General features: G+C 56.8%; 25 protein-coding genes. 5 read left to right on the forward strand and 20 right to left on the reverse strand.

What is annotated here, in order from left to right; translation table 11 throughout:
• Positions 1–13: 13 nt before the first annotated feature.
• Positions 14–2,398 (reverse strand): CHASE domain-containing protein, encoded by a 2,385-nt coding sequence (locus AC2Q8J_RS04960; protein ID WP_486452286.1) that lies wholly within the window; start codon positions 2,396–2,398, stop codon positions 14–16.
• Between the two features lie 359 nt (positions 2,399–2,757).
• On the opposite strand from AC2Q8J_RS04960, the gene AC2Q8J_RS04965 reads away from it, so the two are divergent.
• From AC2Q8J_RS04965 to AC2Q8J_RS04975, 3 genes are read left to right on the forward strand one after another with little or no spacing between them, the layout of a single operon-like run.
• Positions 2,758–3,891 (forward strand): NAD(P) transhydrogenase subunit alpha, encoded by a 1,134-nt coding sequence (locus AC2Q8J_RS04965; protein WP_027872857.1) that lies wholly within the window; start codon positions 2,758–2,760, stop codon positions 3,889–3,891.
• A gap of 9 nt (positions 3,892–3,900) precedes the next feature.
• A complete protein-coding gene (locus AC2Q8J_RS04970) occupies positions 3,901–4,185 on the forward strand; it encodes an NAD(P) transhydrogenase subunit alpha part 2 (protein WP_204996991.1) in 285 nt (94 codons plus the stop codon).
• Positions 4,186–4,188: 3 nt separating this feature from the next.
• Complete coding sequence (locus AC2Q8J_RS04975; protein WP_286694835.1) at positions 4,189–5,556, forward strand: NAD(P)(+) transhydrogenase (Re/Si-specific) subunit beta; 1,368 nt, start codon at positions 4,189–4,191, stop codon at positions 5,554–5,556.
• Between the two features lie 100 nt (positions 5,557–5,656).
• Here AC2Q8J_RS04975 and AC2Q8J_RS04980 read toward each other — a convergent pair whose 3' ends face one another.
• A complete protein-coding gene (locus AC2Q8J_RS04980; protein ID WP_286837718.1) occupies positions 5,657–6,130 on the reverse strand; it encodes a MarR family winged helix-turn-helix transcriptional regulator in 474 nt (157 codons plus the stop codon).
• An 11-nt stretch (positions 6,131–6,141) separates the two neighbouring features.
• Positions 6,142–6,624 (reverse strand): glutathione peroxidase, encoded by a 483-nt coding sequence (locus AC2Q8J_RS04985; RefSeq protein ID WP_204997067.1) that lies wholly within the window; start codon positions 6,622–6,624, stop codon positions 6,142–6,144.
• Between the two features lie 173 nt (positions 6,625–6,797).
• Between AC2Q8J_RS04985 and fliK the strand changes: the two genes are divergently transcribed.
• Positions 6,798–8,132 carry a flagellar hook-length control protein FliK gene (fliK, locus tag AC2Q8J_RS04990; RefSeq protein WP_486452287.1) on the forward strand — a complete coding sequence of 445 codons (1,335 nt, stop codon included), beginning with the start codon at positions 6,798–6,800 and terminating at the stop codon, positions 8,130–8,132.
• Positions 8,129–8,467 carry an EscU/YscU/HrcU family type III secretion system export apparatus switch protein gene (locus tag AC2Q8J_RS04995; RefSeq protein WP_486452288.1) on the forward strand — a complete coding sequence of 113 codons (339 nt, stop codon included), beginning with the start codon at positions 8,129–8,131 and terminating at the stop codon, positions 8,465–8,467. The genes fliK and AC2Q8J_RS04995 overlap by 4 nt, the downstream gene beginning before the upstream one ends.
• Here the strand turns inward: AC2Q8J_RS04995 and AC2Q8J_RS05000 are convergent.
• The 17 genes from AC2Q8J_RS05000 to AC2Q8J_RS05080 form a co-directional block, all read right to left on the reverse strand.
• A complete protein-coding gene (locus AC2Q8J_RS05000) occupies positions 8,464–8,889 on the reverse strand; it encodes a DUF2802 domain-containing protein (protein WP_286694831.1) in 426 nt (141 codons plus the stop codon). The genes AC2Q8J_RS04995 and AC2Q8J_RS05000 overlap by 4 nt on opposite strands.
• A 15-nt stretch (positions 8,890–8,904) precedes the next feature.
• The gene (locus tag AC2Q8J_RS05005; protein WP_204996985.1) at positions 8,905–9,630 is read right to left on the reverse strand and encodes an RNA polymerase sigma factor FliA; all 726 of its coding nucleotides are present in this window, start codon (positions 9,628–9,630) and stop codon (positions 8,905–8,907) included.
• Positions 9,627–10,454, reverse strand: coding sequence for a MinD/ParA family protein (locus AC2Q8J_RS05010; RefSeq protein WP_289083479.1), 828 nt, complete (start codon positions 10,452–10,454; stop codon positions 9,627–9,629). Before AC2Q8J_RS05010 ends, AC2Q8J_RS05005 begins: the two co-directional genes overlap by 4 nt.
• Positions 10,455–10,552: 98 nt before the next feature.
• Positions 10,553–11,770, reverse strand: a complete 1,218-nt coding sequence (gene flhF / locus AC2Q8J_RS05015; RefSeq protein ID WP_486452289.1) for a flagellar biosynthesis GTPase FlhF — start codon at positions 11,768–11,770, stop codon at positions 10,553–10,555.
• Positions 11,771–11,797: 27 nt separating this feature from the next.
• Positions 11,798–13,900, reverse strand: a complete 2,103-nt coding sequence (gene flhA, locus AC2Q8J_RS05020; RefSeq protein WP_204996982.1) for a flagellar biosynthesis protein FlhA — start codon at positions 13,898–13,900, stop codon at positions 11,798–11,800.
• Positions 13,901–13,932: 32 nt separating this feature from the next.
• Positions 13,933–15,057, reverse strand: coding sequence for a flagellar biosynthesis protein FlhB (flhB, locus tag AC2Q8J_RS05025; RefSeq protein ID WP_424144316.1), 1,125 nt, complete (start codon positions 15,055–15,057; stop codon positions 13,933–13,935).
• 1 nt (position 15,058) lies between these two features.
• Positions 15,059–15,835: a flagellar biosynthetic protein FliR gene (fliR, locus tag AC2Q8J_RS05030; RefSeq protein WP_286837742.1), complete on the reverse strand. Its 777-nt coding sequence runs from the start codon at positions 15,833–15,835 to the stop codon at positions 15,059–15,061.
• Positions 15,836–15,842: 7 nt separating this feature from the next.
• On the reverse strand, positions 15,843–16,112 hold the full coding sequence (gene fliQ / locus AC2Q8J_RS05035) for a flagellar biosynthesis protein FliQ (protein WP_027872870.1): 270 nt from the start codon (positions 16,110–16,112) through the stop codon (positions 15,843–15,845).
• Positions 16,113–16,119: 7 nt separating this feature from the next.
• Positions 16,120–16,866 (reverse strand): flagellar type III secretion system pore protein FliP, encoded by a 747-nt coding sequence (gene fliP, locus AC2Q8J_RS05040; RefSeq protein WP_204996979.1) that lies wholly within the window; start codon positions 16,864–16,866, stop codon positions 16,120–16,122.
• Positions 16,856–17,287, reverse strand: a complete 432-nt coding sequence (fliO, locus tag AC2Q8J_RS05045; protein ID WP_286837706.1) for a flagellar biosynthetic protein FliO — start codon at positions 17,285–17,287, stop codon at positions 16,856–16,858. The genes fliP and fliO overlap by 11 nt, the downstream gene beginning before the upstream one ends.
• Positions 17,284–17,553 carry a flagellar motor switch protein FliN gene (fliN, locus tag AC2Q8J_RS05050; RefSeq protein WP_051170889.1) on the reverse strand — a complete coding sequence of 90 codons (270 nt, stop codon included), beginning with the start codon at positions 17,551–17,553 and terminating at the stop codon, positions 17,284–17,286. Before fliN ends, fliO begins: the two co-directional genes overlap by 4 nt.
• Before the next feature lie 9 nt (positions 17,554–17,562).
• Positions 17,563–18,516: a flagellar motor switch protein FliM gene (locus AC2Q8J_RS05055; RefSeq protein ID WP_486452290.1), complete on the reverse strand. Its 954-nt coding sequence runs from the start codon at positions 18,514–18,516 to the stop codon at positions 17,563–17,565.
• Between the two features lie 10 nt (positions 18,517–18,526).
• Positions 18,527–18,979 carry a flagellar basal body-associated FliL family protein gene (locus tag AC2Q8J_RS05060; protein ID WP_424144312.1) on the reverse strand — a complete coding sequence of 151 codons (453 nt, stop codon included), beginning with the start codon at positions 18,977–18,979 and terminating at the stop codon, positions 18,527–18,529.
• Between the two features lie 329 nt (positions 18,980–19,308).
• The gene (locus AC2Q8J_RS05065; protein WP_486452291.1) at positions 19,309–20,499 is read right to left on the reverse strand and encodes a flagellar hook-length control protein FliK; all 1,191 of its coding nucleotides are present in this window, start codon (positions 20,497–20,499) and stop codon (positions 19,309–19,311) included.
• 243 nt (positions 20,500–20,742) lie between these two features.
• On the reverse strand, positions 20,743–21,192 hold the full coding sequence (fliJ, locus tag AC2Q8J_RS05070; RefSeq protein ID WP_486452292.1) for a flagellar export protein FliJ: 450 nt from the start codon (positions 21,190–21,192) through the stop codon (positions 20,743–20,745).
• A 31-nt stretch (positions 21,193–21,223) separates the two neighbouring features.
• Entirely contained in the window at positions 21,224–22,621 is a 1,398-nt protein-coding gene (gene fliI / locus AC2Q8J_RS05075; RefSeq protein WP_286694820.1) for a flagellar protein export ATPase FliI, read from the reverse strand.
• Positions 22,602–23,291 carry a FliH/SctL family protein gene (locus tag AC2Q8J_RS05080; protein ID WP_486452293.1) on the reverse strand — a complete coding sequence of 230 codons (690 nt, stop codon included), beginning with the start codon at positions 23,289–23,291 and terminating at the stop codon, positions 22,602–22,604. Before AC2Q8J_RS05080 ends, fliI begins: the two co-directional genes overlap by 20 nt.
• Positions 23,292–23,303 lie beyond the last annotated feature (12 nt).

The raw sequence follows: 23,303 nt of genomic DNA on the forward strand, positions 1-23,303 counted from the left end.
GCGCCTGGGCTTGTTATGCCTTCTCAGGGGGCGCCGCAGCGTCCAGGCTCAATGGCAAACTGATAGTGAAAATACTGCCCTCGCCCGGGGTTGAAGAGACGGCAATTTCACCGTCGAGTTGTTGGCGAACGATACTGTAAACCAGATGCAAGCCGAGTCCAGCGCTCGCCGCATTGGAGCCGCGACGGGTAGTAAAGAACGGCTCAAAGATACGCTCGCGCACCGCATCCGCCATCCCCTGACCATCATCACTGAAGCGCAAGACAACGGCCTGCTCCGCGCGCTCCACCGACAGGGTAATTCTCCCCTGCTGCCCCGCAACAAACGCGTGACTCAGCGCATTGTTCATCAAGTTGACGATAACCTGAGTCAATCCTCCCGGGACCGTTTCGATATAGATGTCGCGGGGGCACTCGAACGTCACGTCGTGTCCTGCGCGACGATAACTCGGAGACAGGTGCAGCAACACATCGTGAAGGTAGTCATGCAAGTTAATTTGCCGGCGATCCTCGGAGGACTGGTCCACAGACACCTGCTTAAAACTGCCTATCAAATTTCCGGCACGCTGCAGGTTATCCAGCACCATGGTTGCCGCTTCATTCATGCGCAGCAAAATGGCATTGCGGCGCTGCTTGTCCGCTTCGTCAGGCACCAGCTCTGTAAAGGCCTCAAGTCGCTCCAGGTCGGCCTTAAATGTGGACTGCGCGGTGATGGCAATACCGATGGGGGTATTCAATTCATGAGCAAAACCGGCAACCATTCCGCCCAGCGCCGCCAGTTTTTCTGCTTCGACCAGCTGCCCTTGCGCATCGCGCAACTGTTTGACGGTTTCCGCCAACTCGCGCCCGGATTCATCAGAGTGATACTTTGCCCCGGTCAACACCAGCAGCGACATCCCCAACAATCCAACAAACAATAATCCGGTGGCCAACACCCCCCAGGGCATCACCGAACGACTGTCGACCAAGAATTGCTGATTGCCACTGATCTCGAGACGCCAGGTTTGATCGGCGAAGCCCAGCTTCCACACACGCCGAAATATCTCGCCTTTGCCATCACTCTCGCGGCCATCTGCGGCAAAAAGAAGCTGGGGCTTGCTTTCAGCACTTAATAGCCGCAGGGAAATGCCCTGCAAACTCTCGCCCTGTAGGGCCGCGGACATCAAATCCCCCAGGCGAAACACGCCGGCAACATAGCCTTCCAACGCCCCATTTTTTATCACCGGGAAATAGACAACCTCGCCCAGCTGTTGCCCCCGCTCTTGTATCAAGCGTATCGGCGCTGTCGCCGAGGGCTCACCACTGGTGGCGGCCTTCATTAAGGCATTGCGGGCAATCGGATTAGAACTGATATCGTAGCCATAGGCACGGCGGTTGTTGCTTAGCGGTTGTATATGGCGAATCACCACATAACTTTCGCGGCGCGACGCCCGCATCCGCGTGCCATTGCGATCGACCTCCGTAAACACCACGGGCTCGCCAAGCTCCTGGCTCATTAGGCGCTCGAGCTCACCCCTTTCTGAATGAGCTATCACCCGATTCCAGGCAATACCCTGGAAGCCAGGATTGCGCTGCAAGGCCCCCTGAACAAAACGCCTGAAGTCCTCCGGCGTCACCTCAGATGACGACACAAAGAACGCCTGCGCCGCGTACAAGCTCTCAAAATAACTGTTCAACACCGCATCGCTACGCTGATACAGCTGCCCTGCGTGTCGCTCAAAGGCCGTTTCCTGACGAGCCAGCTCCCAACGGCTGGCAAATACATATAAAAGAACAATGACAACAGATGCCAATAACTGCACCCAAGGGAGCACACGGTTTCGACTTCGCCAGATGCCCCGAGGCTGGGCTCGGTAGACAAATATCAACGGGGCCACCAGCATCACCCCGAGGCCATCCCCCACCCACCAGGTAAACCAGTTGTAGGGAATGTTTCCTGCCGCTAGCGCGCCAGCCTGCCACAGTGCCGCAGTCCCCACACTGGCGTTGAGCATGCTGCCACCGCCGCACACCAACACAATAAACTTCAGCACATCGCTACTGGTATCCAGGGTGATGGGGTAACCAATGAAGCGGCGCAACAAATACACCGACACCACCGCCTGCACGGCGGCACCCAGCGCAATAATAAAAGGCAGCTGGGCGGACGCTGCCCACGCCGCTATGCCTTCCCCCCACACCAGAGCCTCGTAGCTATTTACCGCGAACGAGCCCAGCGCGACAGCAGGCCAAAATCGGTAGCCGTGCAGGAGTATCACCACCAGCGCAATACCCGCCGAGGGCCAAATCGCCGTGGCATACCCAGGCGGGATCGCCAGCAACAATGCCAAGCGCCCAGCTAGAAAATAGCCGAGCGCCGTGAGCACGAAGACCTGCAGCGACGCTTTAGATATCTGCATTAGATGTCTGCACGTTGAGCGCTCAGACGCATGATTGACCTTCCTCCTACCGCGCACGCGGCAATGCCGCTGCCGCCGAGCTTTCGCCCACCACAAACCGTTAATACAACCGTAGTCTAGAGAAAAGCCCCCAGCGAACTAATAGGTAAATTCGCTTAAAACACCCTCGGGGTATCGACATCGAGGATCGACGCCATCAGCCAAATGAATTAGGCCATAATGAAAATTTATAACAAATTGAAGCAATTAGCTTAAATTAGCGCACCGCGGTTTTATCGCTTCTTGGCGCTCAATGTAATATGCTATGCCGCTTTTACAAAACGCAACACCAAACCAAAATCAACAATGGATCTTTAAAGATGCTCTTAGGAATTCCAAAAGAACTCGCCTCTGGGGAGAATCGAGTTGCGATCATTCCGAGCGACGCCAAGAAATTGGTCCGCGCGGGAGCCGCAGTTCAGATTGAAGCGGGGCTCGGCTTGGGCAGCGGTTTTAGCGATCAGGAATACGTCGATGCCGGCGCAACCGTTGTCGCAGACCGCAATGCGGTACTCTCTTCAGCAGACGTTGTCTTGCGCATTAGCAAGCCCTCTATTGAAGAAATCAAGCAACTCAAAGCCGGCTGCATTCACGTCAGCTATCTGGACCCTTTCAACGAGCACGAGCTGATTAAGGCCTTCCGCGACCAGCAAGTGACGGCGATCAGCATGGAAATGATTCCACGCAGCACGCGCTCACAAAAAATGGACGCGCTCAGCTCCCAGGCCAGCCTGGCTGGTTATGTGATGGTGCTGCTGGCAACCACTAAACTGCCACGAATCCTGCCAATGATGATGACGCCAGCCGGTACATTGAAGCCCGCTACCGTATTCATCATCGGTGCCGGTGTTGCCGGTCTGCAAGCCATTGCCACCGCAAAACGCCTGGGCGCCAAAGTCGTTGCCTTTGATACCCGCGACGTCGTTGCCGAGCAAGTTCGCTCGCTGGGCGGCAAGTTCCTCGAAATCGACCTCGGTGAAACCGGGCAAACCAAAGATGGTTATGCCGTCGAGCTCACTGAAGAGCAGCGTCAATTGCAGCTCGAAGGTCAGAAGAAACAGATTGCCGAGTCCGACATCGTTATCACCACTGCCCAGGTATTCGGTCGCAAGCCGCCTGTACTGGTCACCAAAGACATGGTTGCTGGCATGAAGCCCGGCAGCGTGATTGTCGATATGGCCGCGGAAACCGGCGGTAACGTCGAGGGCTCTGTAGCCGGCGAAACCGTTGAAGTGGACGGCGTAACAATCATTGGTAATGGCAACTGGGCTAACTACGTTAGCCGCGACGCCAGCCAAATGTACTCATCCAACCTTTTCAACTTGGTTGACGAAGGCTGGGATAAAGAAAAACAAGCGATGGTTATCGACTTCGAAAACGACATTCTGCAGGGCTGTGTGATTACTCACAGCGGCGAAATCGTTAACGACACCATCAAAAACCTGATTAAGTAGGAGACAAAGATGGAAATTGTATTTCTTGCTTTCATCTTGATGCTGTCGATATTTCTCGGCTTCGAGCTGATCAACAAAGTACCCGCAACGCTGCACACTCCGCTGATGTCGGGCTCAAACGCTATTTCCGGGATCACCCTGGTCGGTGCACTGACCTCAGCTGGTGCCGAGCACACTCAGCTGGCAACCATTCTTGGTACTGCCGCTGTCGCGTTTGCCACCATCAACGTTATCGGCGGCTATATGGTTACCGACCGTATGCTGGCCATGTTTAAGAAAAAAGAGGACGCATAAACCATGGGTACTGAATTGCTGGTCAATCTGTCCTATGTGGCAGCGGCCGTACTGTTTATTTTTGGCCTTAAAATGCTGGGCTCACCCGCCACGGCACGTAAAGGTAACCTTGTATCAGCGGTAGGTATGTTTATCGCTGTGGTCGTCACCCTGCTCGACCAAAGCATTATCGATTACAAGTGGATCGCCGTTGGTATCGCCGTTGGCGGTATTATCGGCGCCGTTGTTGCGCGCTCTGTCGCCATGACGTCTATGCCTGAGATGGTTGCGCTGTTTAACGGCTTTGGCGGTATCGCCAGTTTGCTGGTTGGCTGGGCCGCTCTGTACGGTATGGACGCCAGCACCTTCCAAATGATTACGATCGTTCTGTCGATCCTGATCGGTGGCATCACTTTCACTGGCTCTTTGATTGCCTACGGCAAGCTGAGCGAGAGAATGCCTGGGCGCCCACTGGTATTTGCTGGCCAGCGCTTTTTCAACATCGCGCTGATTGTTGCCATCATTGCTTGCTCAGTATTGTTTGCCATGAATCCCGACGTAAGCCTTTACCTCTACTTGGTAATTGGCCTGTCGTGTTTGCTGGGTGTCATGCTGGTAATCCCCATCGGCGGTGCCGATATGCCAGTGGTTATCTCCCTGCTTAACAGCTACTCGGGCCTTGCGGCCTGTGCCGCGGGTTTCGCGATCAACAACATCATCCTGATCGTTGCCGGTTCGCTGGTTGGCGCAAGCGGTATCATCCTGACTCAAATCATGTGTAAAGCCATGAACCGTTCACTGAGCAATGTATTGTTCAGCGGCTTCAGTGCGGTTGCAGGTGGTGGTGGCGCTGCCAAAATTGAAGGCGAAGCCAAGGCCATGTCAGCAGACGATGCCTACTACGTTCTGGAAGCCGCTTCTAGCGTGGTGATTGTTCCCGGTTACGGTATGGCCGTTGCGCAAGCCCAACACGTGGTAAAAGAGCTTCAAGAGATCCTGGAAAAGAACGGCGCGGAAGTGGTTTACGCCATTCACCCCGTTGCCGGTCGTATGCCTGGCCACATGAACGTGCTGCTGGCCGAGGCGGATGTCTCTTACGACTTGCTTCTTGAAATGGACGCCGTTAACCCACGCATGGAAACCTTCGATGTTGCCATCGTTATCGGTGCGAACGACGTGGTTAACCCCGCTGCTCGCGAGATGGAAGGTAGCCCGATCTACGGCATGCCTGTTATCAACGTCGACATGGCGCGCAACGTATTTGTTATGAAGCGTTCTATGGCTTCCGGTTTTGCCGGCATCGACAACCCACTGTTCTTCAAAGAGAACACGCGGATGTTGTTCGGCGACGCCAAAGAAATGCTGAGCAATATCATCAAAGCGTTCAGCTAAGTTCTGAAGCAATGAAAAAAGGGCGACTGCTTAGCAGTCGCCCTTTTTTTATACCCTCATTACCACCCTCGCAATAGTTGCGAACTAGGGCCTGTTAACACTAACTGCCCTCTAGCGTTTGCTTTAGGTCAGGCAGAACCTCATTGAGCATTTCGCGCAGCGCAACTAACTTCTCTAGCGATACCCCTGACGACTGCAACAGCTCCCACGGCACACAGGCGCAGCGGTCTCGCAATGCCCGTCCCGCCAGGGTGAGGTGCACCATCACCTGCCGCTCGTCCTGACCATCGCGCTGACGGCTAATATACCCCTGCTGCTCCAAACGCTTAAGTAATGGCGTCAAGGTATTGGTATTGAGTATTGCCCGGCGACTAATCGTTTTGACGGGGCACGGCGCCTCCTCCCACAGGATCATCAATACGATGTACTGGGGGTAGGTAATACCCAGCGGCTCCAGGCGGTCTTTGTACAAACGCGTCACTAAACGCGAAGCCGCATACAGCGGGAAGCACAACTGATTGTCGAGCTTTAGCTCCTCGGGCATGCTTTCCTGAAAGCCGGCGTCGTCGGACATCTTCTACCTCGTTAGGCCTGTAGCGCAGCTTCAATATCGGCCTCTAGCTGCTCGGGCTTTGTTGTTGGGGAATAACGCTTAATGGGCTGCCCATCTTTACCCACTAAGAACTTAGTAAAGTTCCATTTTACTGCATTCGTCAAAGTGCCAGGAGCCGCCTTTTTCAAATAAGCGAATAATGGGTGCGCGCCCTTACCATTGACCTCGATTTTCTCGGTAATGGGAAAACTCACACCGTAATTGATGAGGCAGTTGCCCTGAATTGCCTCAGAATCCCCCGGCTCTTGGTTGGCAAATTGGTTACACGGCGAACCAATAATCACCAGGCCCTTATCTGCATATTTATCATAGAGCGCCTGCAAGCCTTCATATTGCGGGGTTAAACCGCACTTACTGGCGGTATTCACCACCAGGACAACCTTGCCCGCGTAATCGGCCAGGTTCATTTCTTTGCCCTGCAGGCTATTAATTGTGAAATCGTAAAGACTACTCATAATCTTACCTTCCTCGCATAAGGGGCTACGCTTATACATAGCCTAAAAATCAAACAACAACTCGATTATATCGCGCGCGACATAATTTACCAGTAAAATTAAAGTTTCGCGATTACGCGCCGTTATCATGACTGGCGACTACCGATAATCCCTTAACGCAACCAGGCCACGGTATGGTGATCATTAATCCTACCCACAACACTCAGCCCGCCGCCCTTCTCCGGCCTGCAGGCCCTGCCCCGGTGCTCGCGCCGGACCGAGTGATGAATGCGGTCGTGCTGGGCGAGCGCGCTCAGCACCTATACGAGCTTGCGTCGGGCAGTTTGCGGATGATGGCCGAAAGTCAGACGCCGCTGAGAAAAGGCGAGCAACTCCAGCTTCAGGTCGTCGGCCGGGACGCGCAGCAGCGCCCGGAGCTGCGAATAATGCAGCGCGGCGACGTGAATATCGCGCCCATTCTTCGCGACCGCCTGCCGCAGCAACAAGGCTTGAGCCAGTTAATGGCCACCCTCAGTCAGCTCAGCCAGCAGCTGTCCCCGTCAGTGCAAAAGTTATTGGCGCCCGTACTGGCCAGCATTCCCCATCGCAAACAACTCAGCGACGGTGAGCGCGTTAAAACAGCGTTGCAAAATAGCGGCCAGTTTTTTGAGGCCAAGCTGCTAAAAAATGCACCGAGAAACCTCGATTTCAAAGCAGCACTATTGAAGCTCGCCGCGCAGCTCGACCAGCAGGCTGCCGCGCCGCCGAAAGCGCCACTTGCCAAGAACTACCCGCTGCCAACAGCTACTGTTGCAGGCACAGCAACTGGCGACACTGCAAGCCCCCAGCCCGGAGCAAATATCACCCCCAAGGCAGCCCCGTCCGCCCCCCTTTCAACACCAGGCGCTCCCATACCGCGCAATGAGGGCAGCCGCGCCTACCAGGGCACGCTGAGCGCGAGCAAAACGGCCGACCTGCCCGGGCAGCTTTCCCCCCAGCCACGAACCCCACCCAGCGCCGCGAACCAGCACGAAGTCACGCAGCAGGGGCTGCTTCGCGACGTTCGCGGCGCTCTGGCCCGGCTGGATGTGCAGCAGCTGGTGCAACTGCAAACCGGCCGAGAGGCCACGGGAGTGGTGGAACTGCCGATCAAGGACCACGACGGCATCGACATCTGGCAGTTTCAGTTTCAACCCCCTAGGCAGCGAGACGCAGGCGAAACGCCCCAGCACCCGCATGCCCCCGGAGGTGACAATCAACAACGCGGCTGGGCCCTGAACTTGTGCTTTGACCTTCCCGGCCTCGGGGCGATGAAAGTGACGCTCGCAGAAGTAAATCAACAACTCGAGATACGTTTCACCGCCAGCAATGCCGAAACTCTGGCGCTGTTAAACCGGCATCAGCATGTACTCAGAGAACAATTACAAAACCAGGAAGTGCCCGTTGCCGATATTGTTTGCCAGTGCGGAAACCCAAGCGCCTCAGGCAGCCGTTCGTTCGTGTCATCTCTACTGGATGACCACGCATGAGCACACAGGATAATCACGGCAGTATCGCCGTTTCCCTGCATTATGACGGCAGTAATGCCCCCACGGTCAGCGCCAAAGGCGAAGGCAGCGTCGCGGCGAAGATTATTGCGTTAGCAGAGGAAAATGATGTTCCCATCTACCAAGATACACAGCTCTTGCAGCTGCTTAGCAGAGTGGATTTAGATAGCGAAGTGCCGCCATTTATGTACGTGGCCGTGGCGGAAATCATCGCCTTTGCCTACCGCCTGAAAGGACAAGTACCGAAGGATTACTACTACCGTCACGACAGCGGGACGGTCTATCAGGCAGAGGATGACAGCGAACGCGAGCCTTAGCGCGTACTGCGCATGGCTGCGATTAACTCGGCTTCGGAGCGACTCACACCACAGCGCTCGATCAATGCCTGAACATCGAGCCCTTGGTCGGCCATGCGAATCGCCTGTTGGTAAAAGCGCGGATCGCGCTTTTCGCTTTCGATCTGCTGCTGGCGGTGCCCCACTAACTCTAAATATTCTTCCAGCGCCAATACCCGCTCACCGAGAACCGACAGTGCACTGGCCTGGTCATCGATTTTACGCTGCAGGCCGCCGATCTCCTCACGTAAAGCCAGCTCAATATGTTCGGCCTTGGAGCGCCGCCCCTGCCACAGGTAAAGCAGAATGGCCGCACCAGCCACGCTCATTAAAATGCCTAACACCGTCAGGTCATCCAGCTGACTAAACCAGGCGACCAACATTGCTTGTGGGGCTTCTTGCATTGCGACCTCCGCGTCCTATGCTGCCAGCCAGTCGCCGAGGCGGCTTTTTAATCGCACGACTGCCTGACTATGGATTTGGCAGACACGCGACTCGCTCACTTCCAAGACCTCACCAATTTCTTTCAAGTTCAGGCCCTTGTCGTAATACAGCGCCATGACCAGCTTCTCTCGCTCTGGCAGCGCGTCAATCTGAGACGCCAAGGCGCGCTGCAAGCCTTCATCTTCAAGGTCGCGCAACGGGTTTTCATCCAGCTCGGCATCGGCGCTGAATTCCTGGCCGCCCTCCCCGGCTTGCTCCAGGCTAAACAAGCGTACGCCAGACGTATCGCGCAGCAGCTCATGGTATTCGTTAATATCAATGCCCATCTCTGCGGCAATATCGGCGGCCTGGGCTTCGCGCCCCAGTTTGGCTTCGGCGCGCGTCACCGCCGCCGACAGTTCGCGCAATTGGCGGCTTACCGAGCGCGGCGCCCAGGCGCCCTGGCGCATTTGATCGATCATCGCGCCGCGAATGCGAATACTCGCGTAGGTTTCAAAACTCGCCCCCTGCCCCGCTTGAAAATGACTGGCTGCTTCAAGCAAGCCGATCATCCCCGCCTGGATCAGGTCATCGACCTCCACACTGGCTGGCAGGCGGCTGACAAGGTGATAGGCGATGCGCTTTACCAACGGCGCATGACGCGTCACTAACTCGTCGCGATTGCCCACCTGCACATCGAGGTAAGCAGCGTGACCACTCACACGGCAACTCCTCTCAGAGCCTCGGGCTGCATCATTCTATCGACGAAGAATTCCAGGTTGCCACTGGGGCCGCTTGGAATGGGCCATTTGTCGACGGTTTCCGCAAGTTTGCGAAAGGCCAGTGAGGCATCGGCACCCGGATAGAGCTCACTCACTGCCTGCTGCTTGGCATCCGCCTTCACCAGAAAACGGTCTCGGGGGATAAAGCCCGCGTATTCAAGTGTGACATCCAGAAAGCGTTGCGCCACTTCGTTGAGGCGCTCGAAGCCGTCGCGTGCCTGATCGTGGCTATCCACCATGTTACGCAGCACTTTGAAGCGCTTGATGCCCGCGTCGCGGCTCATCACTTTAATCAACGCATAGGCATCAGCCATCGACGTGAGCTCGTCAGTCACCACAACCAACACATACTGGCTGGCCTGGCTAAAGGTAATCACACTGTCGGAAATACCCGCCGCGGTATCGACAACCAATACGTCGTAGTCATCGTTCAAGCCGCTGAGCGCTCGGACAATGGCACCGTGCTGGTCGCTGCCCAGCTCAGCCATTTTCTTGATGCCCGAGGCCGCAGGAATAATGGATATGCCGCTGGGTCCCGGCATCAAAATATCCTGAATATCGCACTGGCCTTCCAGCACATGGGAAAGATTCCACTTGGGCCGCAAGCCGAGCATGATGTCTACATTCGCCAAGCCCAGGTCGGCATCCATCAGTAACACGCGGCGGTTGCGCCGTGCCAGTTGGCAAGCCAGGTTAACGGAAACATTGGTTTTTCCCACACCGCCCTTTCCGCTACTTACTGCAATTACTTTTACTGGGTTCATGTTTTGTCCTTGTTGTGTCACTGAGACCTAGGCAGCACTGAGGCAATGTCCAAAGCCTGCCCTAGCAACTATAGCTTGAACATCGGTATTTACCCGAGTCATGCCTGCACACCAATATGCTGAGCGCGACCGCTATCAGCGGCCTGGCGGCGCGCTGGTGGGGTAAAGCTCATCGCCATTTTCATGGCCATATTCACCAACTTGCCCGCGTCGGCAACACAGAGGTTTTGCGGCACTTTCGGCCCGTTGGTACACCACACCGCCGGCAGGCGGTGCTGAATCAGGTTCGACAGTAATCCGCCCAGTCGCATTGCCTCATCGATACGGCTAATCACCACCCCCGCTAAATTGAAGCGACTGTAGGCATCGATAATTTCACTTTGAACATAGGCTTCCACATCGGCAGGCAGCGTCAGGTAACAATGGGCGCCACCGAGTCCTGCAAGTAATTTTTCGAGTTCGTCCAGGCCCTCGTGGTCGCGGAAGGACAGCCCAGCGGTATCAATCAATACCAGCGACTTCTTCTGCAACACCCGAAATGTTCGCGCCGCTTCTTGCGGGCTGTCTGCACTGTGAACCGGAATTTGTAAAATTCGACCGTAGGCGCGCAGCTGCTCCTGAGCGCCTACGCGACCACTGTCGGTGGTTAAAATAGCGATATCATCACGGCCGTGCTGCATCACGTGCTGAGCCGCCAACTTCGCAATCGTGGTGGTCTTGCCCGCGCCCTGGGGGCCCAATAGGCAAATGGCGCCGGTGCGCGGCGGCTCGCTAATAGGCAACTGGCGCACCAGCAGCATTTTTAGCATTTCTCGCTGCACAGCCTCGCTTTCATCGCTGGGTAATTCACGCTGCAAGCTTTCAGCAATGCTGGGGTCGATATCCATGGCCGACAGCATTTGGTGGCTCGACTTCTGGGCCGGCTGCTTGGCGGTTAGCTGCTGCCAATTGTTGTCCTTGAGCTGGCTCATCAGCATCGATTTCATGGCGGCCAGCTCTTGTTTCAAGTCGTGCAACTCATCGTTTTGCGACCACGCCAATTGCGGCCCGGTAGCGCCGCTCACTGCCTCCTGGCGAGCGGCGGGTGCGGGGCTCTCGGCCTGTTCGCGACGTGAGCGCAATGCATCTAACGCGGTTCGTTCTTTGTCGGCTTCAATCGCGGTCGGCAGCGAGGGTTCACCCTCCCAGCTCACCACCAGCTCCACACCGCCGGCCACAGACTGGCAGTCGAGGATTACCGCATCGGGGCCATGTGCCGCGCGAATCATCCGCATGGCCTGTTCACTGTCTGCTGCCCGATATTTTTTAACGTTCATCTACCGCTCCCGCTGAGCTAACACCTTTTAGGTCAGTCGCGCCTGCTGTCCGATCGTCGATAGCAGGTGAACCTCTTTACTGTCTGGCACCTCGTTGTACGACAGCACGTGAAGTGCCGGTACACTGCGTCGCGTAAAGCGCGACAACCATGCCCGAATCGAGGGTGATACCAATACCACCGAGGGCTGACCGGCCAGTTCCTGACGATTACTGAATTCCGCCAACTCGCGTTGAATCCGCTCGGCAATGCCGGGTTCCAAACCAATGGCGCCAGCGCCACCTCTCACCATATCCTGCAACATCTGTTCCAGATCTGCGTCCAGCGCCACAACGGGCAATTCTTCCTCTAAGCCATTGATTTCCTGGACAATCATCCGCCCAAGCGAGACCCGAACCCCCTCCAATAATTCGTCAGGATTTTTGCTACGCGGCGCTTGCTCCGCCAAAGATTCGGCGATCAGGCGAATACTGCGAATCGATACGTTCTCTTTCAGGAGGTTTTGCAACACCTTCACAACCACGCTAAGTGGCAGTTGCTGGGGAACCAGCGATTCAACCAATTTAGGATCGCTGCTCGCCAGGCGATCGAGCAGTTGCTGAACTTCCTCGTGCCCCAGTAGCTCGTGAGCGTGTTGCTTCACCACCTGGCTGAGGTGGGTCGCCACCACGGTGCAGGGGTCGACAACGGTGTAGCCGAGAGTCTGCGCCTGATCGCGCTGGCTGGGGTCAATCCATATTGCATCCATACCGAAGGCGGGATCTTTGGTTGGCATGCCGGTTAATCCGGGCTGAGCACCACCGGGGTTTATCGCCAATTCCTTGCCCACTTGTATTTCGCCCTGGGCGACGCTGTCACCGAGCAATTGCACGCGGTAGCTACCCGGTGAAAGCTCCAGGTTGTCGCGAATGTGAACCGGCTGAACCAAGAAACCCAGGTCCTTGGATAGCTTTTTGCGCACCCCGGTAATGCGGGTGATCAGCTCACCGCCTTGGTTTCGGTCAACCAGAGGAATAAGGCGATAGCCCACTTCCAGGCTCACCACATCCATCTGCGTCACCTCATCCCAGTTCAGCTCGCTGGGCTCCTGTGCCTCAGGCGCAGGTTCAGTATCGGGAAGCTCCTCCACCACCGCCGGTTTTTTGGCGCGCTGGGCAATTAACCAGCCTGCGCCGCCGCAGGTACCGGCCAGCAGCAAAAACACCACATTAGGCATGCCGGGAATGATGCCAATCATGCCCAGCACCGCCGCAGACAGGTAGAGCACTTCGGGCTTGGCCGCCATTTGCCCGACGACTTGCTCACCCATATTTTGCGGCCGGGAAATACGCGTCACGATGATCGCAACAGCGGTCGACAGCAGCAGCGAGGGCAACTGCGCGACGAGGCCGTCACCGATGGTCAGCAGGGTGTAGTTATGCATCGCCTGGGAGAAGCTCAGGTCGTGCTGGCCAACGCCCACCCCCAAGCCGCCGATCACGTTAATAAATAGAATCAGGATCCCGGCGACCGCATCGCCGCGAACGAACTTACTGGCACCGTCCATGGAGCCGTAGAAGTCAGCTTCCGTTCGCACTTCCTCGCGGCGAATGCTGGCCTCTTCTTGGCTGAGAATACCGGCGTTCAAATCGGAATCGATGGCCATTTGTTTTCCCGGCATGGCATCGAGGGTAAAGCGCGCCGTCACTTCAGACACCCGGCCGGCACCCTTGGTCACGACGACAAAGTTGATCACCACCAGAATGATAAATACCACCATCCCGACCACGTAATTGCCGCCGATAACGAACTCGCCAAAGGACTCAATCACTTTGCCAGCGGCCCCGGGTCCAGTGTGCCCCTCGAGCAATACCACACGGGTAGATGCCACATTGAGGGCCAGTCTCAGCAGCGTTGCCAACAGCAACACCGTTGGGAACACCGAGAAATCAATCGGCCGCTCGATGTAAATGACCGCCAGAATAATGACCAGTGACAAGGCGATATTGAAGGTAAACAGCAAGTCCAGCAGGAACGGCGGCATGGGGATGACCAACATGGCCAAGCAGGCCATCATCAGTGCCAACACGCCGATTCCGCTACTTGCGATGCCCTGTGCCCAGTTGGGCATGGTCAGTTGTTGAGTCGCCATCACATACTCTCGATTATCGGTTGATCACTGCCCTAGAGCAGATCCTTTAAATACACATCATCTATTTCAGGCTCGGGCGCCACAGGGTATTCACCACCCATGGTCTGCCAGCTGCGCAGTTGATATACGTAGGTCAATATTTGCGCGACCGCCAAATACAGCCCGGCAGGAATTTCTGCATCCAGCTCTGTACTGGCGAATACCGCCCGCGCTAATCGCGGTGATTCCACGATGGTTACCGCATTGTCCTTGGCCAGTTCGCGAATTCGCGCGGCTACCTGATCGGCGCCTTTGGCCACCAACACTGGCGCGGAAGAGCGGGCTTCGTCGTAGCGCAGCGCCACAGCGAAGTGGGTTGGGTTGGTAATGACCACGTCGGCGGTTGGCACCTTCTCCATCATGCGCTGACGCGCGGCGGCCTGCTGCATCTCCCGCAGCTTGGCTTTCACTTCCGGGCGGCCATCTGACTCTTTGTGCTCATCGCGAACTTCCTGGCGCGTCATGCGCAGCTCTTTCTTGTAATTCCATAGCTGCCAGGGCACATCGATCGCGGCGATAACCACCAGGGGCAAACTGACAATAAGAAAGAACCAGTCCAGCAAGGCCGCACTGTTGGCAATACTCTGCCGAGGGTCTTGCAAACCCAGGCCGAGAATATCCTCGGCCATGAATTGCAGCACTAAGAAGGCGGCCAGACCGATAAAGGCCATTTTGGCAATGGACTTCACCAGCTCGCCCAGGCTGCGCACGGAAAACAGCTTGCCCAGACCCTTGATCGGGTCGAGGCGATCGAACTTGAAACTCAGGTTGAAGGTCCAGCCGCCCAGCACCACATTGGCGATAATGGCTGCCAGCAGAGTCGCCAACATCAGCGGCCAGATCGACAGCAGCCCATGCACCAACAACCCGTAGAGTTGGCCGGGAAGGCTTTCTGTGGGGCTGAGCAAAAACGACGGTGAGAAGCTACCGCGCATAATGCCCTGCATGGACTGCGCCAGTTGCCCTCCTGTGGCAATCAGCATGAGCGCGCCGGCCATGGTGACCATCATCGTGGCTAATTCCTTGGAGCGGGCAACCTGGCCTTTTTTGCGGGCATCGGCCAGTTTCTTGGCGGAGGCCTCTTCTGTGCGTTCTTGTCCGTCCTGATTCTCTGCCATGTCAGCCCCCTATAAACAGTGACAGTTGGGCCAGCGCGCGATCGAGCAACTGGCTGAGAACCGGAAGTAAATTCGGGATTAATTGATCGACAATCAGGTAGCCCATAAGCATGGCCAACGGGAAACCCACGGCAAACAAGTTGAGGGTCGGCGCTGCACGGCTGATCACGCCGACGGCAACCTGTACAACCAGCAGGGCAATGACCGCAGGGATAGACACGCGCACCGCCGCCGAAAACAACTCGCTGCCCCACTGGTAGACAACGCTTAGCGACTCCGGCGAGACCAGGCGACCGCCTGCGGGCCAGATTTCAAAGCTGCGTGCCAACAAGCTGATCAGGTCCAGGTGACCTTCCAGCGCAACAAACAACAACATGCAGATGATCAGCAAATACTGGGACAGCACCGGCACCTGAATACCGCGTTGCGGGTCGACCATCATCGCAAAACCCAGGCCCATGCCGTTGGCGATCAATTGCCCGGCCAAAATAATGCCGTCGAAAACCAACTGCACAATAAAGCCAATGCACAGGCCAATCAGCAACTCGTTGCTCAGTATCAGCATGCCCTCAATACTGAGAATATTAATCGCTGGCATCGGCGGTAATACCGGCAGCAGCAACATGCATAGCACCACGCAGAACAGTGCCTTGGCGCGATTGGGGATGTAGGAAGCGCTAAACAGCGGCGCGGTGAGCATAACGCCACTCACCCGCGCGAATGGCAGCCACAGGCTGGCCATCCACGAAAGTATTTGCGCCTCATTGACCGCAATCATCACGCGTTCATCCCACTAAGACCGGGATCATTTCAAACAGCTGGCGGGTGTAATCGAGCAAGTGCCGCAGCATCCACGGGCCGGTTATCCCCAACACCGCCACCAGCACCACCAGCTTCGGGATAAAACTCAGGGTCATATCCTGAATTTGTGTCGCCGCCTGAAACATACCGATCAACAGGCCGGCCGCCAGGGCTGCCAGCAACAATGGCGCCGCCAACAGCACGGTGATATTCATGCTCTGGCGACCCAATTCAATAACCGTATCGGGATTCATAGGCACCTCACCGGAAGAAACTGGCTGCCAGCGAACCCATAATCAGGCTCCAGCCATCGACCAGGACAAACAACATGATTTTGAAAGGCAGCGAAATCATCATCGGCGACAACATCATCATCCCCATCGACATCAGCACGCTGGCCACAACCAGGTCGATAACAACGAAGGGAATGAACACCAGGAAGCCAATTTGAAACGCAGTTTTTAGCTCGCTGGTTAAAAACGCCGCCATCAACACGGTGAAGGGTACATCTTCGGGCTGCTGATACGCCTCGTGGCCGGCAATCGCAGCAAAGCGTGCGATGTCATCTTCGCGAGTCTGGCTGAGCATGAATTCGCGAAATGGCGCAAAGCCCTGTGTGACCGCTTCCTGAAACGGCATTTCTTCGGCGATGTAGGGGCCGATCGCCTGGGTATAGGCAACTTCGCCCACCGGATACATGATGAACAGGGTAAGAAACAGCGCGAGACTTAACAGCACTTGATTAGACGGCGTTTGCCCGGTGCCCAGCGCCTGACGCAAAATCGACAACACGATCATGATGCGAGTAAAGGCCGTCATTCCCAGCAATAGCGCCGGCAGCATGGTCAGCGCCGTCATTATCGCCAGCAACTGCAGCGACACGCTGTACTCCTGCCCGCCTGCCGCATTGGGCGTGCTATTCACCGCCGACAGAGACAGGGGGTCTGACGCTAAGGCCAGCGAGGGGATTGTCAGAGCAAGGAGGAATAACAGGGGCTTAAGGCGCATGGCTGAAACCCTCGCGAAGATGGCCCGCTTTTTCTTTGAGCAGCGCGGCGAAGTCCTTGCTTTTCTCCGCTTCCGGCAGCTCCGCCGTCGGCCAGCTGTGTAAGGTTTGCATTGACGAGGGCGTACACCCCACCAGCAAACTCTGATCGCCCACCTGCACAACCAACAGCTTTTCCTTTACGCCAAGGGGGATTTGCGACACCACAGCAATACCACTTAACTTGGGCGCCTGTGCGGCGCGCAAACGGCGCAAAAACCACATCCCCGCTATTAGCAGGGCCGCCATCAGCATCAGGCTGCCCAGCAACCCAATCACGTCTTCACCGCCGGCAATGGGCAAATTTACCGCGGCAGGCGCCTGGGTCTCCTCAGCCCAAACCGGCGTTGCGAGCGCGACGGGAAGCAGGAGGGCGCGGATCATGACGCAGCCTCCTCCTCATCATCCTGCCCGAGCACCTCAGTCAGCATGATGCCAAATTTCTCTTTGACGACGACGATCTCACCACGCGCCACCAAGGTGCCATTTACCAGCACGTCCAAGGGGGTGCCGGCCGCCCGATCCAGTTCGATAATCGCGCCTTGATTGAGCGCTTTGATATCCCGAATGCTCATGCGCGTCCGGCCGACTTCCACCGATACATCCACATTGACGTCGAGGATTTTGTCCAGATTCAAATCGTTTGCCATAGTCCTTTCCTACCCTTCCTGCATCGGTTTTTTGGCGCTGGCAGAACCTGTGATCTGCACGGCCAGTTGACCTTGGTGACTGCCAAAATGCCCTTTCAATAGCGCCTGCCCGGCCACGCAGAGCAGCACATCCTCGGCACTGACCAGCGGGATCACATCGCCTTTCTTAAGGTTTGCAACACGCTGGAGGCTCAGCTGCGTTTTGGGAAGCTGGGCAACCAGCTCAACCGGCGCTTCCTCCACCCGCTGCGAAAGACGGCTGCGCCACTCTTCACTGGCGGGCTTCTTGCCTGTGGATGCGCCGCTGTCTGCCAGGCTGTCGCGCACGGCATCAATGGCGCTCCAGGGCACCACCGACCACAGCCCGCCGGTAAATTCGCCAATGGAAACCTCGAATCGTGTCGCGACGAGCGAATCCGCTTCGTTAAAGCCTTCGAGTAAGCGCGGGTCGGTACACTGGCTGGACACAGCGGGTGCAGACGTCATCACCGACTTCCATGCCACCGCGATATCCGGTAGCAATGCGCCGACCAGAATTTCCATAAAGCTGATTTCGGATGTGGAAAACTGCTCCCGCGCGGCATCGGCTTCGCCGCCATGACCGCCGAAATAGCGATCCACCAGGTTAAAGACCAGCTCCGATTCAAAGGCAATCAACAAGTCGCTGCTCAGCGGCATACCCGAGATCAAGGAAATGCTGCAGGGCGCGGGTAGCGTGTTTTGCAGCTCGTCGAATTTCATCACCGTAATGCGATCGGTGCGAATGCTCTCAACGCTGCTAACAAACTCTCGCACACGCTCAACCGCCGCGTTGCCAAATTGGGATTGAATGAGCGACAAGGTGGGGATCAATCGCTGAACGGCGTAATCCTGTCGCGCGAGGTTGTATTTGCCGTCGTCGTTCGCCTTTGGCTCTTCGTCCATCAGCGCTTCGAGTTCTTCGGGGTCCAGTACACCGCTCATGGCAGCGCCCTCACTGCATCACAAATTTGGTGAAATACACATCTTCAATGCCGCCCTTGCCGGTTTCCGCTTCGAGCACACTGTTGATGGTCGCCACTGTCATGGCCTGTATTTCCTTGCGGCCTTCGAGGCTGTTAATCATTTCCTTCGTCAAACTGCTGAACATCATGATGAGTTCGTGGCGAATGCGAACTTCGTAGTCTTCAAGTTTTGAGATCACTTCTTCATCGCGGCTCATAACCTCAACGTCTACCTGCAAGAAGCGCGTAGACCGCTCATTAAAGAGATTGACCACAAATGAAGGTGACAAGCTGTGAATGATCGGTGCCTTCACGGCCGGTGCGGCAGCTTCGGCCTCTGCAGCAGGTTCATTACTGCCGCGCATCACAAACCACGTTCCCCCTGCGGTTGCCGCCAGCAGCACAACGACCAAGCCAATCAATACGAATTTGTTTTTAAACATTGCGTTTTGCCCTTCTCTCTCACCGGTGAGGTGCCAAAAAACTAACGAATACATGTCGCGTAGAGAGAAAATTGCAAAGGCTATGCCAGATATTTTTTTGCTTTTATTTCATAAGGTTAAGCAAGCTTTTGGCCCTCGCGCCAAGAATTTGGCAGACCAGCGGCCGCCCATTGGCGGCAAGTGAAGAGAAGGCGTTCAGACAGTTCGGCGCCTGTCTACACCTCAGCGGTGGCGACAGGCGCGAGAAGATTCGCCAGCACTAGCATTCACTACGCCGGGGAGAGCTAAGTCGGAATTAACTAAACCGGGGTTAGCTATGCTGGGGTTAGTTATGCATAGTCATCTACCGCCGAATCCCCTCTTGGGGCTCCTTTAGATGCGCTGTCTTCTCGGCTGGCCTCTGGCTCACCAGCGGGCTCCGCATCGCCGGAGAAATGCACCACGCCGCGCTGAGCGCGGTCAGAAAACTGCTGACTTTGCTGCTGTTGCTGTGCGTCGGCCCAGGCGGATTGGTGACTCACCTTGACCTCTTCCAGGCGCATGCCCTGTTGCTCCATTGCCTGGCTTAACCGCGGCATCAAACGTTCGATCAACTCGCTGGTTTCGCTGTGCTGAGCTTGGAACTGCACCGACGCCTTGTCGCCCTGCATACTCAACTGCACGTGAATGCCTCCCAGCTCTTCCGGGTTCAGCTGCAGTTGTGCGGTTTGCGTTCCGGTACTGCCCATCCACTGTATGCGCGATGCCACCGCTTGGCTCCACGCGGGGTCGTCAATGGGGTTTTGACTAATGGTGAACTGAACGGCCGCCCGATCAGCTGGCGGCGCTGGTCGAATAGTTAACTGCCGCGTCAGATCCGCAAACTCCAGGCTGTCGGCACCCGCATCGACACTCGCGACCTCAATGGCCGGTGGCGCGCTGGCGATGCGCGGCGTCACTGGCGCATTCACTATGGGCGCCGACGCCATTGACGCTGCAGCTTGTTGAGCAGCCGGGTCCGCAGCTATGGCGACACTGGGTATTTGCGGTTTGGCCGGCAATGCACCGGGCGATGGACTAACCGGCGTACTGGCCGAGATACTTGCTGCATCGACCACTGGCGCCTCTATGTTCTGCGCAACAGGACGCTGGCTGCGAATCGCTTCAGCCACCGCGCCGAAGGAGGATAACTGCGGTGGTAACACAGTACTGCTTTGCGGCAATGGTTGACCGATTAGCGGCAAGGGCTGGCCGCCCTCGCCGCTGTCGGTCTTCAGTAAATCAGACGACTGAACTAATTCATCCTGAGGGCTCGGCAGCTCGGCCTCGTCACCCGCCAATCGCGCCAGCGCCTGGGCGGACAAATGGTCGAAACTAATCCCCTCAACCGGCGCGTCAGGAGCTTGCTGCGCAGCGAGTAAATCGCTGAAAGCCGCTAGTGGCGCGGCGTCGCCGTCGGCCAGAGGCAGGCCCTCCAGGTCCGGCGATGTTCCCGTAGCAGATGGGGTAAGTGATGCAAAAATGGCCTGTACAGTATTCATATTTTCATCCCATTTTGTCCGATAGCCCTGCGCGGAAACGTCCCGCATGGCGTCGACACAGCGATAATGGCGGCTGCCAAGTTATCGTCACTGAGTGGATTACAGCAATTGATGTGCCAATGCGGACTTTCGGCATACCGCGCACAATGGCTCCGCAAAGCGATTGGCTGACTTGAGTATCAAAGCCCGAGCAAGGGGTAGAACAGAGGGGGAATAATAGTAAGGCTGACAGGCCCGTTCAGATTAGGCGTGACGCTGGCGCCACACGAAGCGTTGCGATGACAGCTCATCACTCTCTCGCTGCTCGCGGGCATCCTGTTCTCGACGCTCGACGCGCTTATAACGCTCCAGCAGCTGCTCCATGCTCATACTGTGTTGGCGCGCGGTCATCCACTGTTGGCGTATGTCGTCGAGCTGCGCGGCACAGCGCGCCACTGTATCGCTCTGCTGACGAATGGCCTGCGCCAGGCGGGAGAGAAACAAACGGCTTTCCTGGAGATGCTTAAGGTCACAGTGACGACTTTCCGTCGAGCGACGGTAATCGTCATAGTACTGCTGCAGCTCGGTCAATTTATCTCTGTGTTGCTGATGCTGCTGTTGAACCGCGGCATAGCGCTGCGCCACTTCCTGCTCTTCGCGCTCGGCAAATTCCTGCACGGGCTTGAGGCGTTGTGACTTCTTGGCATGACTCATAGCGAACGTCCCCGGTTACCGGCGCAGTGCACTATTGGACGATAGTGTCCTGCATATTGCTGTCATCATTGAAGGTGACAATTTCAGCGAGTTTATCGAGGGATTGGTCAAAGCCCTCCGACTCATCAAAATCCTGCTGCAAAAATGCCTGTATGCGTGGCCACAGCGCTATTGCTTGATCGACTCGACTGTCGGTACCACGCTGGTAGGCACCTATGCTAATCAGGTCGCGATTTTGCTGATAAAGCGAAATCAGCTGTCGCAGCTGACGCACCATCGACTGATGCGCCTTGTCGGTAATGTCGTTCATCGCGCGACTCACCGAACGCTCTACATCGATCGCGGGAAAATGCCCCGCATCCGCCAAACTTCGAGACAGCACAATGTGTCCATCCAAAATTGCCCGGGCAGAATCGACAATGGGGTCGTTTTGATCATCCCCTTCTGCCAACACGGTATAAAACGCCGTGATGGAGCCCCCTCCCTCTCGACCGTTGCCGGCCCGTTCTACCAGGGCAGGCAAGCGAGCAAACACCGATGGCGGGTAGCCCTTTGTTGCCGGTGGCTCTCCGGTCGCCAGGGCAATTTCCCTCTGAGCTTGCGCGAAGCGCGTTAGCGAATCCATCAGTAATAACACCTGCTTACCCTGGTCGCGAAAGTGTTCGGCCACCGCACTGGCGAGCCACGCTGCCCGCAAACGCATCAGCGGCGGGTGGTCGGCAGGTGTTGCGATCACCACGGCTTTGCGCATTTCATCGCCGCCGAGAATATTGTCGATAAAATCCTTCACTTCGCGCCCGCGCTCACCGATCAGGGCAACCACCACTACATCGGCATTGGTGTAACGCGTCATCATTCCCAGCAGCACACTCTTACCCACACCACTGCCGGCAAACAGACCCAGTCGCTGCCCCTGCCCCACGGTAAGCATGGCGTTTATCGCTCGCACGCCGACATCCAGGGGCTGGTGTATGGGGCGTCTGACCAGTGGATTGATCGGGGGAGAATTTAGCGGGCGCTGCTGCTTGCAGCGCAGCGGGCCGCGACCGTCCAGCGGTTCGCCAGCGCCGTCGATCACCCTGCCCAACAGGCCATCACCGACGGCGATGTTGGAGCTTTTACGAATCGGCCTCACCCGGGCATGGGGCATCACCCCGCGGAGTTCGCCGGTGGGCATTAGCAACAGATGATCGCTGGCAAAGCCAACCACTTCGGTTTCCAGCCACTGGCCGTCGAGAGTCTCCACCTCGCAATAGGCACCGATAGCGGCCTTGCAGCCTTCGGCCTCTAGCAAAGTGCCAACAATACGCCGCAACTGACCCTCAGCCGCGGGTTCGGTGTCTTCAATGTGATGTAAGCGCTCGCGCAAGCCACGCAGTTGCGAGACCAGAGCGTGTTGTGTTTCGGCTTTAGTTTTGACCAGATTCATCAACGAGTACCTGTTCAAGCAAGGCCTGCAAGCGCTTGTCGGTGCGCTGATCCACCTGCGAGGTTCGGCTTTTGATCACGCAGCCGCCACGGCGAATATCAGCATCTTCGCTAATGTCCCAAGCAGCTGCGAGTGGCTCGGCAACGGCCGCATGGTCCCTGAGCAGCTGCGCATCCGCGGGGTGCAGTTGCAGCTGAATATGTCCCTCTGCCGAGGGCAGCATGGCAACAGCACGCTCTACCGCCAGGGTTACAATCTCGGGATCAGCGTCGATCTCTTTCACAATCAGCGCCTGCGCCAACTCCTGGGCCAGCAATATGAGCTCTTGTTGCACCTCGCCCTCTAGCCAGGCCTGCGCCTCGCGCAGCGCCGCCATTGCCAACTGCAGTTGTTGGCTCTGTTCAGCGAGCAGCGTACGCGCTTCGGCCTCACCCTTGGCAAAGCCTTCCTGTCGCGCTTGCTCACGCAGCGTGGCCAGCTCGTCAACGACCTCATCGGCGAGCGCCGCTGGCGCGTCAGTCGCTGGGGCAGGCCGACTACGATTGCTGGCGCCACCGCGCATTTCAGGTAGCTGCCAACTGTTGGCTGGTCGCGTTGTCTGGTCGACTGGTGGCTCAGCCACCGGCGTCTCGACGTCTCTGGGAATAAATTGCTGGAAGCCCACTGTCACCGTTCCACCTCA

The organism is Spongiibacter sp. C9W (assembly GCF_057370015.1).

What these genes read in the sequence shown, in the direction of transcription:
- AC2Q8J_RS04960 (WP_486452286.1), bottom strand. Translation starts at nt 2,398, where the DNA reads ATGCAGATATCTAAAGCGTCGCTGCAGGTCTTCGTGCTCACGGCGCTC.
- AC2Q8J_RS04965 (WP_027872857.1), top strand. Translation starts at nt 2,758, where the DNA reads ATGCTCTTAGGAATTCCAAAAGAACTCGCCTCTGGGGAGAATCGAGTT.
- AC2Q8J_RS04970 (WP_204996991.1), top strand. Translation starts at nt 3,901, where the DNA reads ATGGAAATTGTATTTCTTGCTTTCATCTTGATGCTGTCGATATTTCTC.
- AC2Q8J_RS04975 (WP_286694835.1), top strand. Translation starts at nt 4,189, where the DNA reads ATGGGTACTGAATTGCTGGTCAATCTGTCCTATGTGGCAGCGGCCGTA.
- AC2Q8J_RS04980 (WP_286837718.1), bottom strand. Translation starts at nt 6,130, where the DNA reads ATGTCCGACGACGCCGGCTTTCAGGAAAGCATGCCCGAGGAGCTAAAG.
- AC2Q8J_RS04985 (WP_204997067.1), bottom strand. Translation starts at nt 6,624, where the DNA reads ATGAGTAGTCTTTACGATTTCACAATTAATAGCCTGCAGGGCAAAGAA.
- fliK (WP_486452287.1), top strand. Translation starts at nt 6,798, where the DNA reads ATGGTGATCATTAATCCTACCCACAACACTCAGCCCGCCGCCCTTCTC.
- AC2Q8J_RS04995 (WP_486452288.1), top strand. Translation starts at nt 8,129, where the DNA reads ATGAGCACACAGGATAATCACGGCAGTATCGCCGTTTCCCTGCATTAT.
- AC2Q8J_RS05000 (WP_286694831.1), bottom strand. Translation starts at nt 8,889, where the DNA reads ATGCAAGAAGCCCCACAAGCAATGTTGGTCGCCTGGTTTAGTCAGCTG.
- AC2Q8J_RS05010 (WP_289083479.1), bottom strand. Translation starts at nt 10,454, where the DNA reads ATGAACCCAGTAAAAGTAATTGCAGTAAGTAGCGGAAAGGGCGGTGTG.
- flhF (WP_486452289.1), bottom strand. Translation starts at nt 11,770, where the DNA reads ATGAACGTTAAAAAATATCGGGCAGCAGACAGTGAACAGGCCATGCGG.
- flhA (WP_204996982.1), bottom strand. Translation starts at nt 13,900, where the DNA reads ATGGCGACTCAACAACTGACCATGCCCAACTGGGCACAGGGCATCGCA.
- flhB (WP_424144316.1), bottom strand. Translation starts at nt 15,057, where the DNA reads ATGGCAGAGAATCAGGACGGACAAGAACGCACAGAAGAGGCCTCCGCC.
- fliR (WP_286837742.1), bottom strand. Translation starts at nt 15,835, where the DNA reads ATGATTGCGGTCAATGAGGCGCAAATACTTTCGTGGATGGCCAGCCTG.
- fliQ (WP_027872870.1), bottom strand. Translation starts at nt 16,112, where the DNA reads ATGAATCCCGATACGGTTATTGAATTGGGTCGCCAGAGCATGAATATC.
- fliP (WP_204996979.1), bottom strand. Translation starts at nt 16,866, where the DNA reads ATGCGCCTTAAGCCCCTGTTATTCCTCCTTGCTCTGACAATCCCCTCG.
- fliO (WP_286837706.1), bottom strand. Translation starts at nt 17,287, where the DNA reads ATGATCCGCGCCCTCCTGCTTCCCGTCGCGCTCGCAACGCCGGTTTGG.
- fliN (WP_051170889.1), bottom strand. Translation starts at nt 17,553, where the DNA reads ATGGCAAACGATTTGAATCTGGACAAAATCCTCGACGTCAATGTGGAT.
- AC2Q8J_RS05055 (WP_486452290.1), bottom strand. Translation starts at nt 18,516, where the DNA reads ATGAGCGGTGTACTGGACCCCGAAGAACTCGAAGCGCTGATGGACGAA.
- AC2Q8J_RS05060 (WP_424144312.1), bottom strand. Translation starts at nt 18,979, where the DNA reads ATGTTTAAAAACAAATTCGTATTGATTGGCTTGGTCGTTGTGCTGCTG.
- AC2Q8J_RS05065 (WP_486452291.1), bottom strand. Translation starts at nt 20,499, where the DNA reads ATGAATACTGTACAGGCCATTTTTGCATCACTTACCCCATCTGCTACG.
- fliJ (WP_486452292.1), bottom strand. Translation starts at nt 21,192, where the DNA reads ATGAGTCATGCCAAGAAGTCACAACGCCTCAAGCCCGTGCAGGAATTT.
- fliI (WP_286694820.1), bottom strand. Translation starts at nt 22,621, where the DNA reads ATGAATCTGGTCAAAACTAAAGCCGAAACACAACACGCTCTGGTCTCG.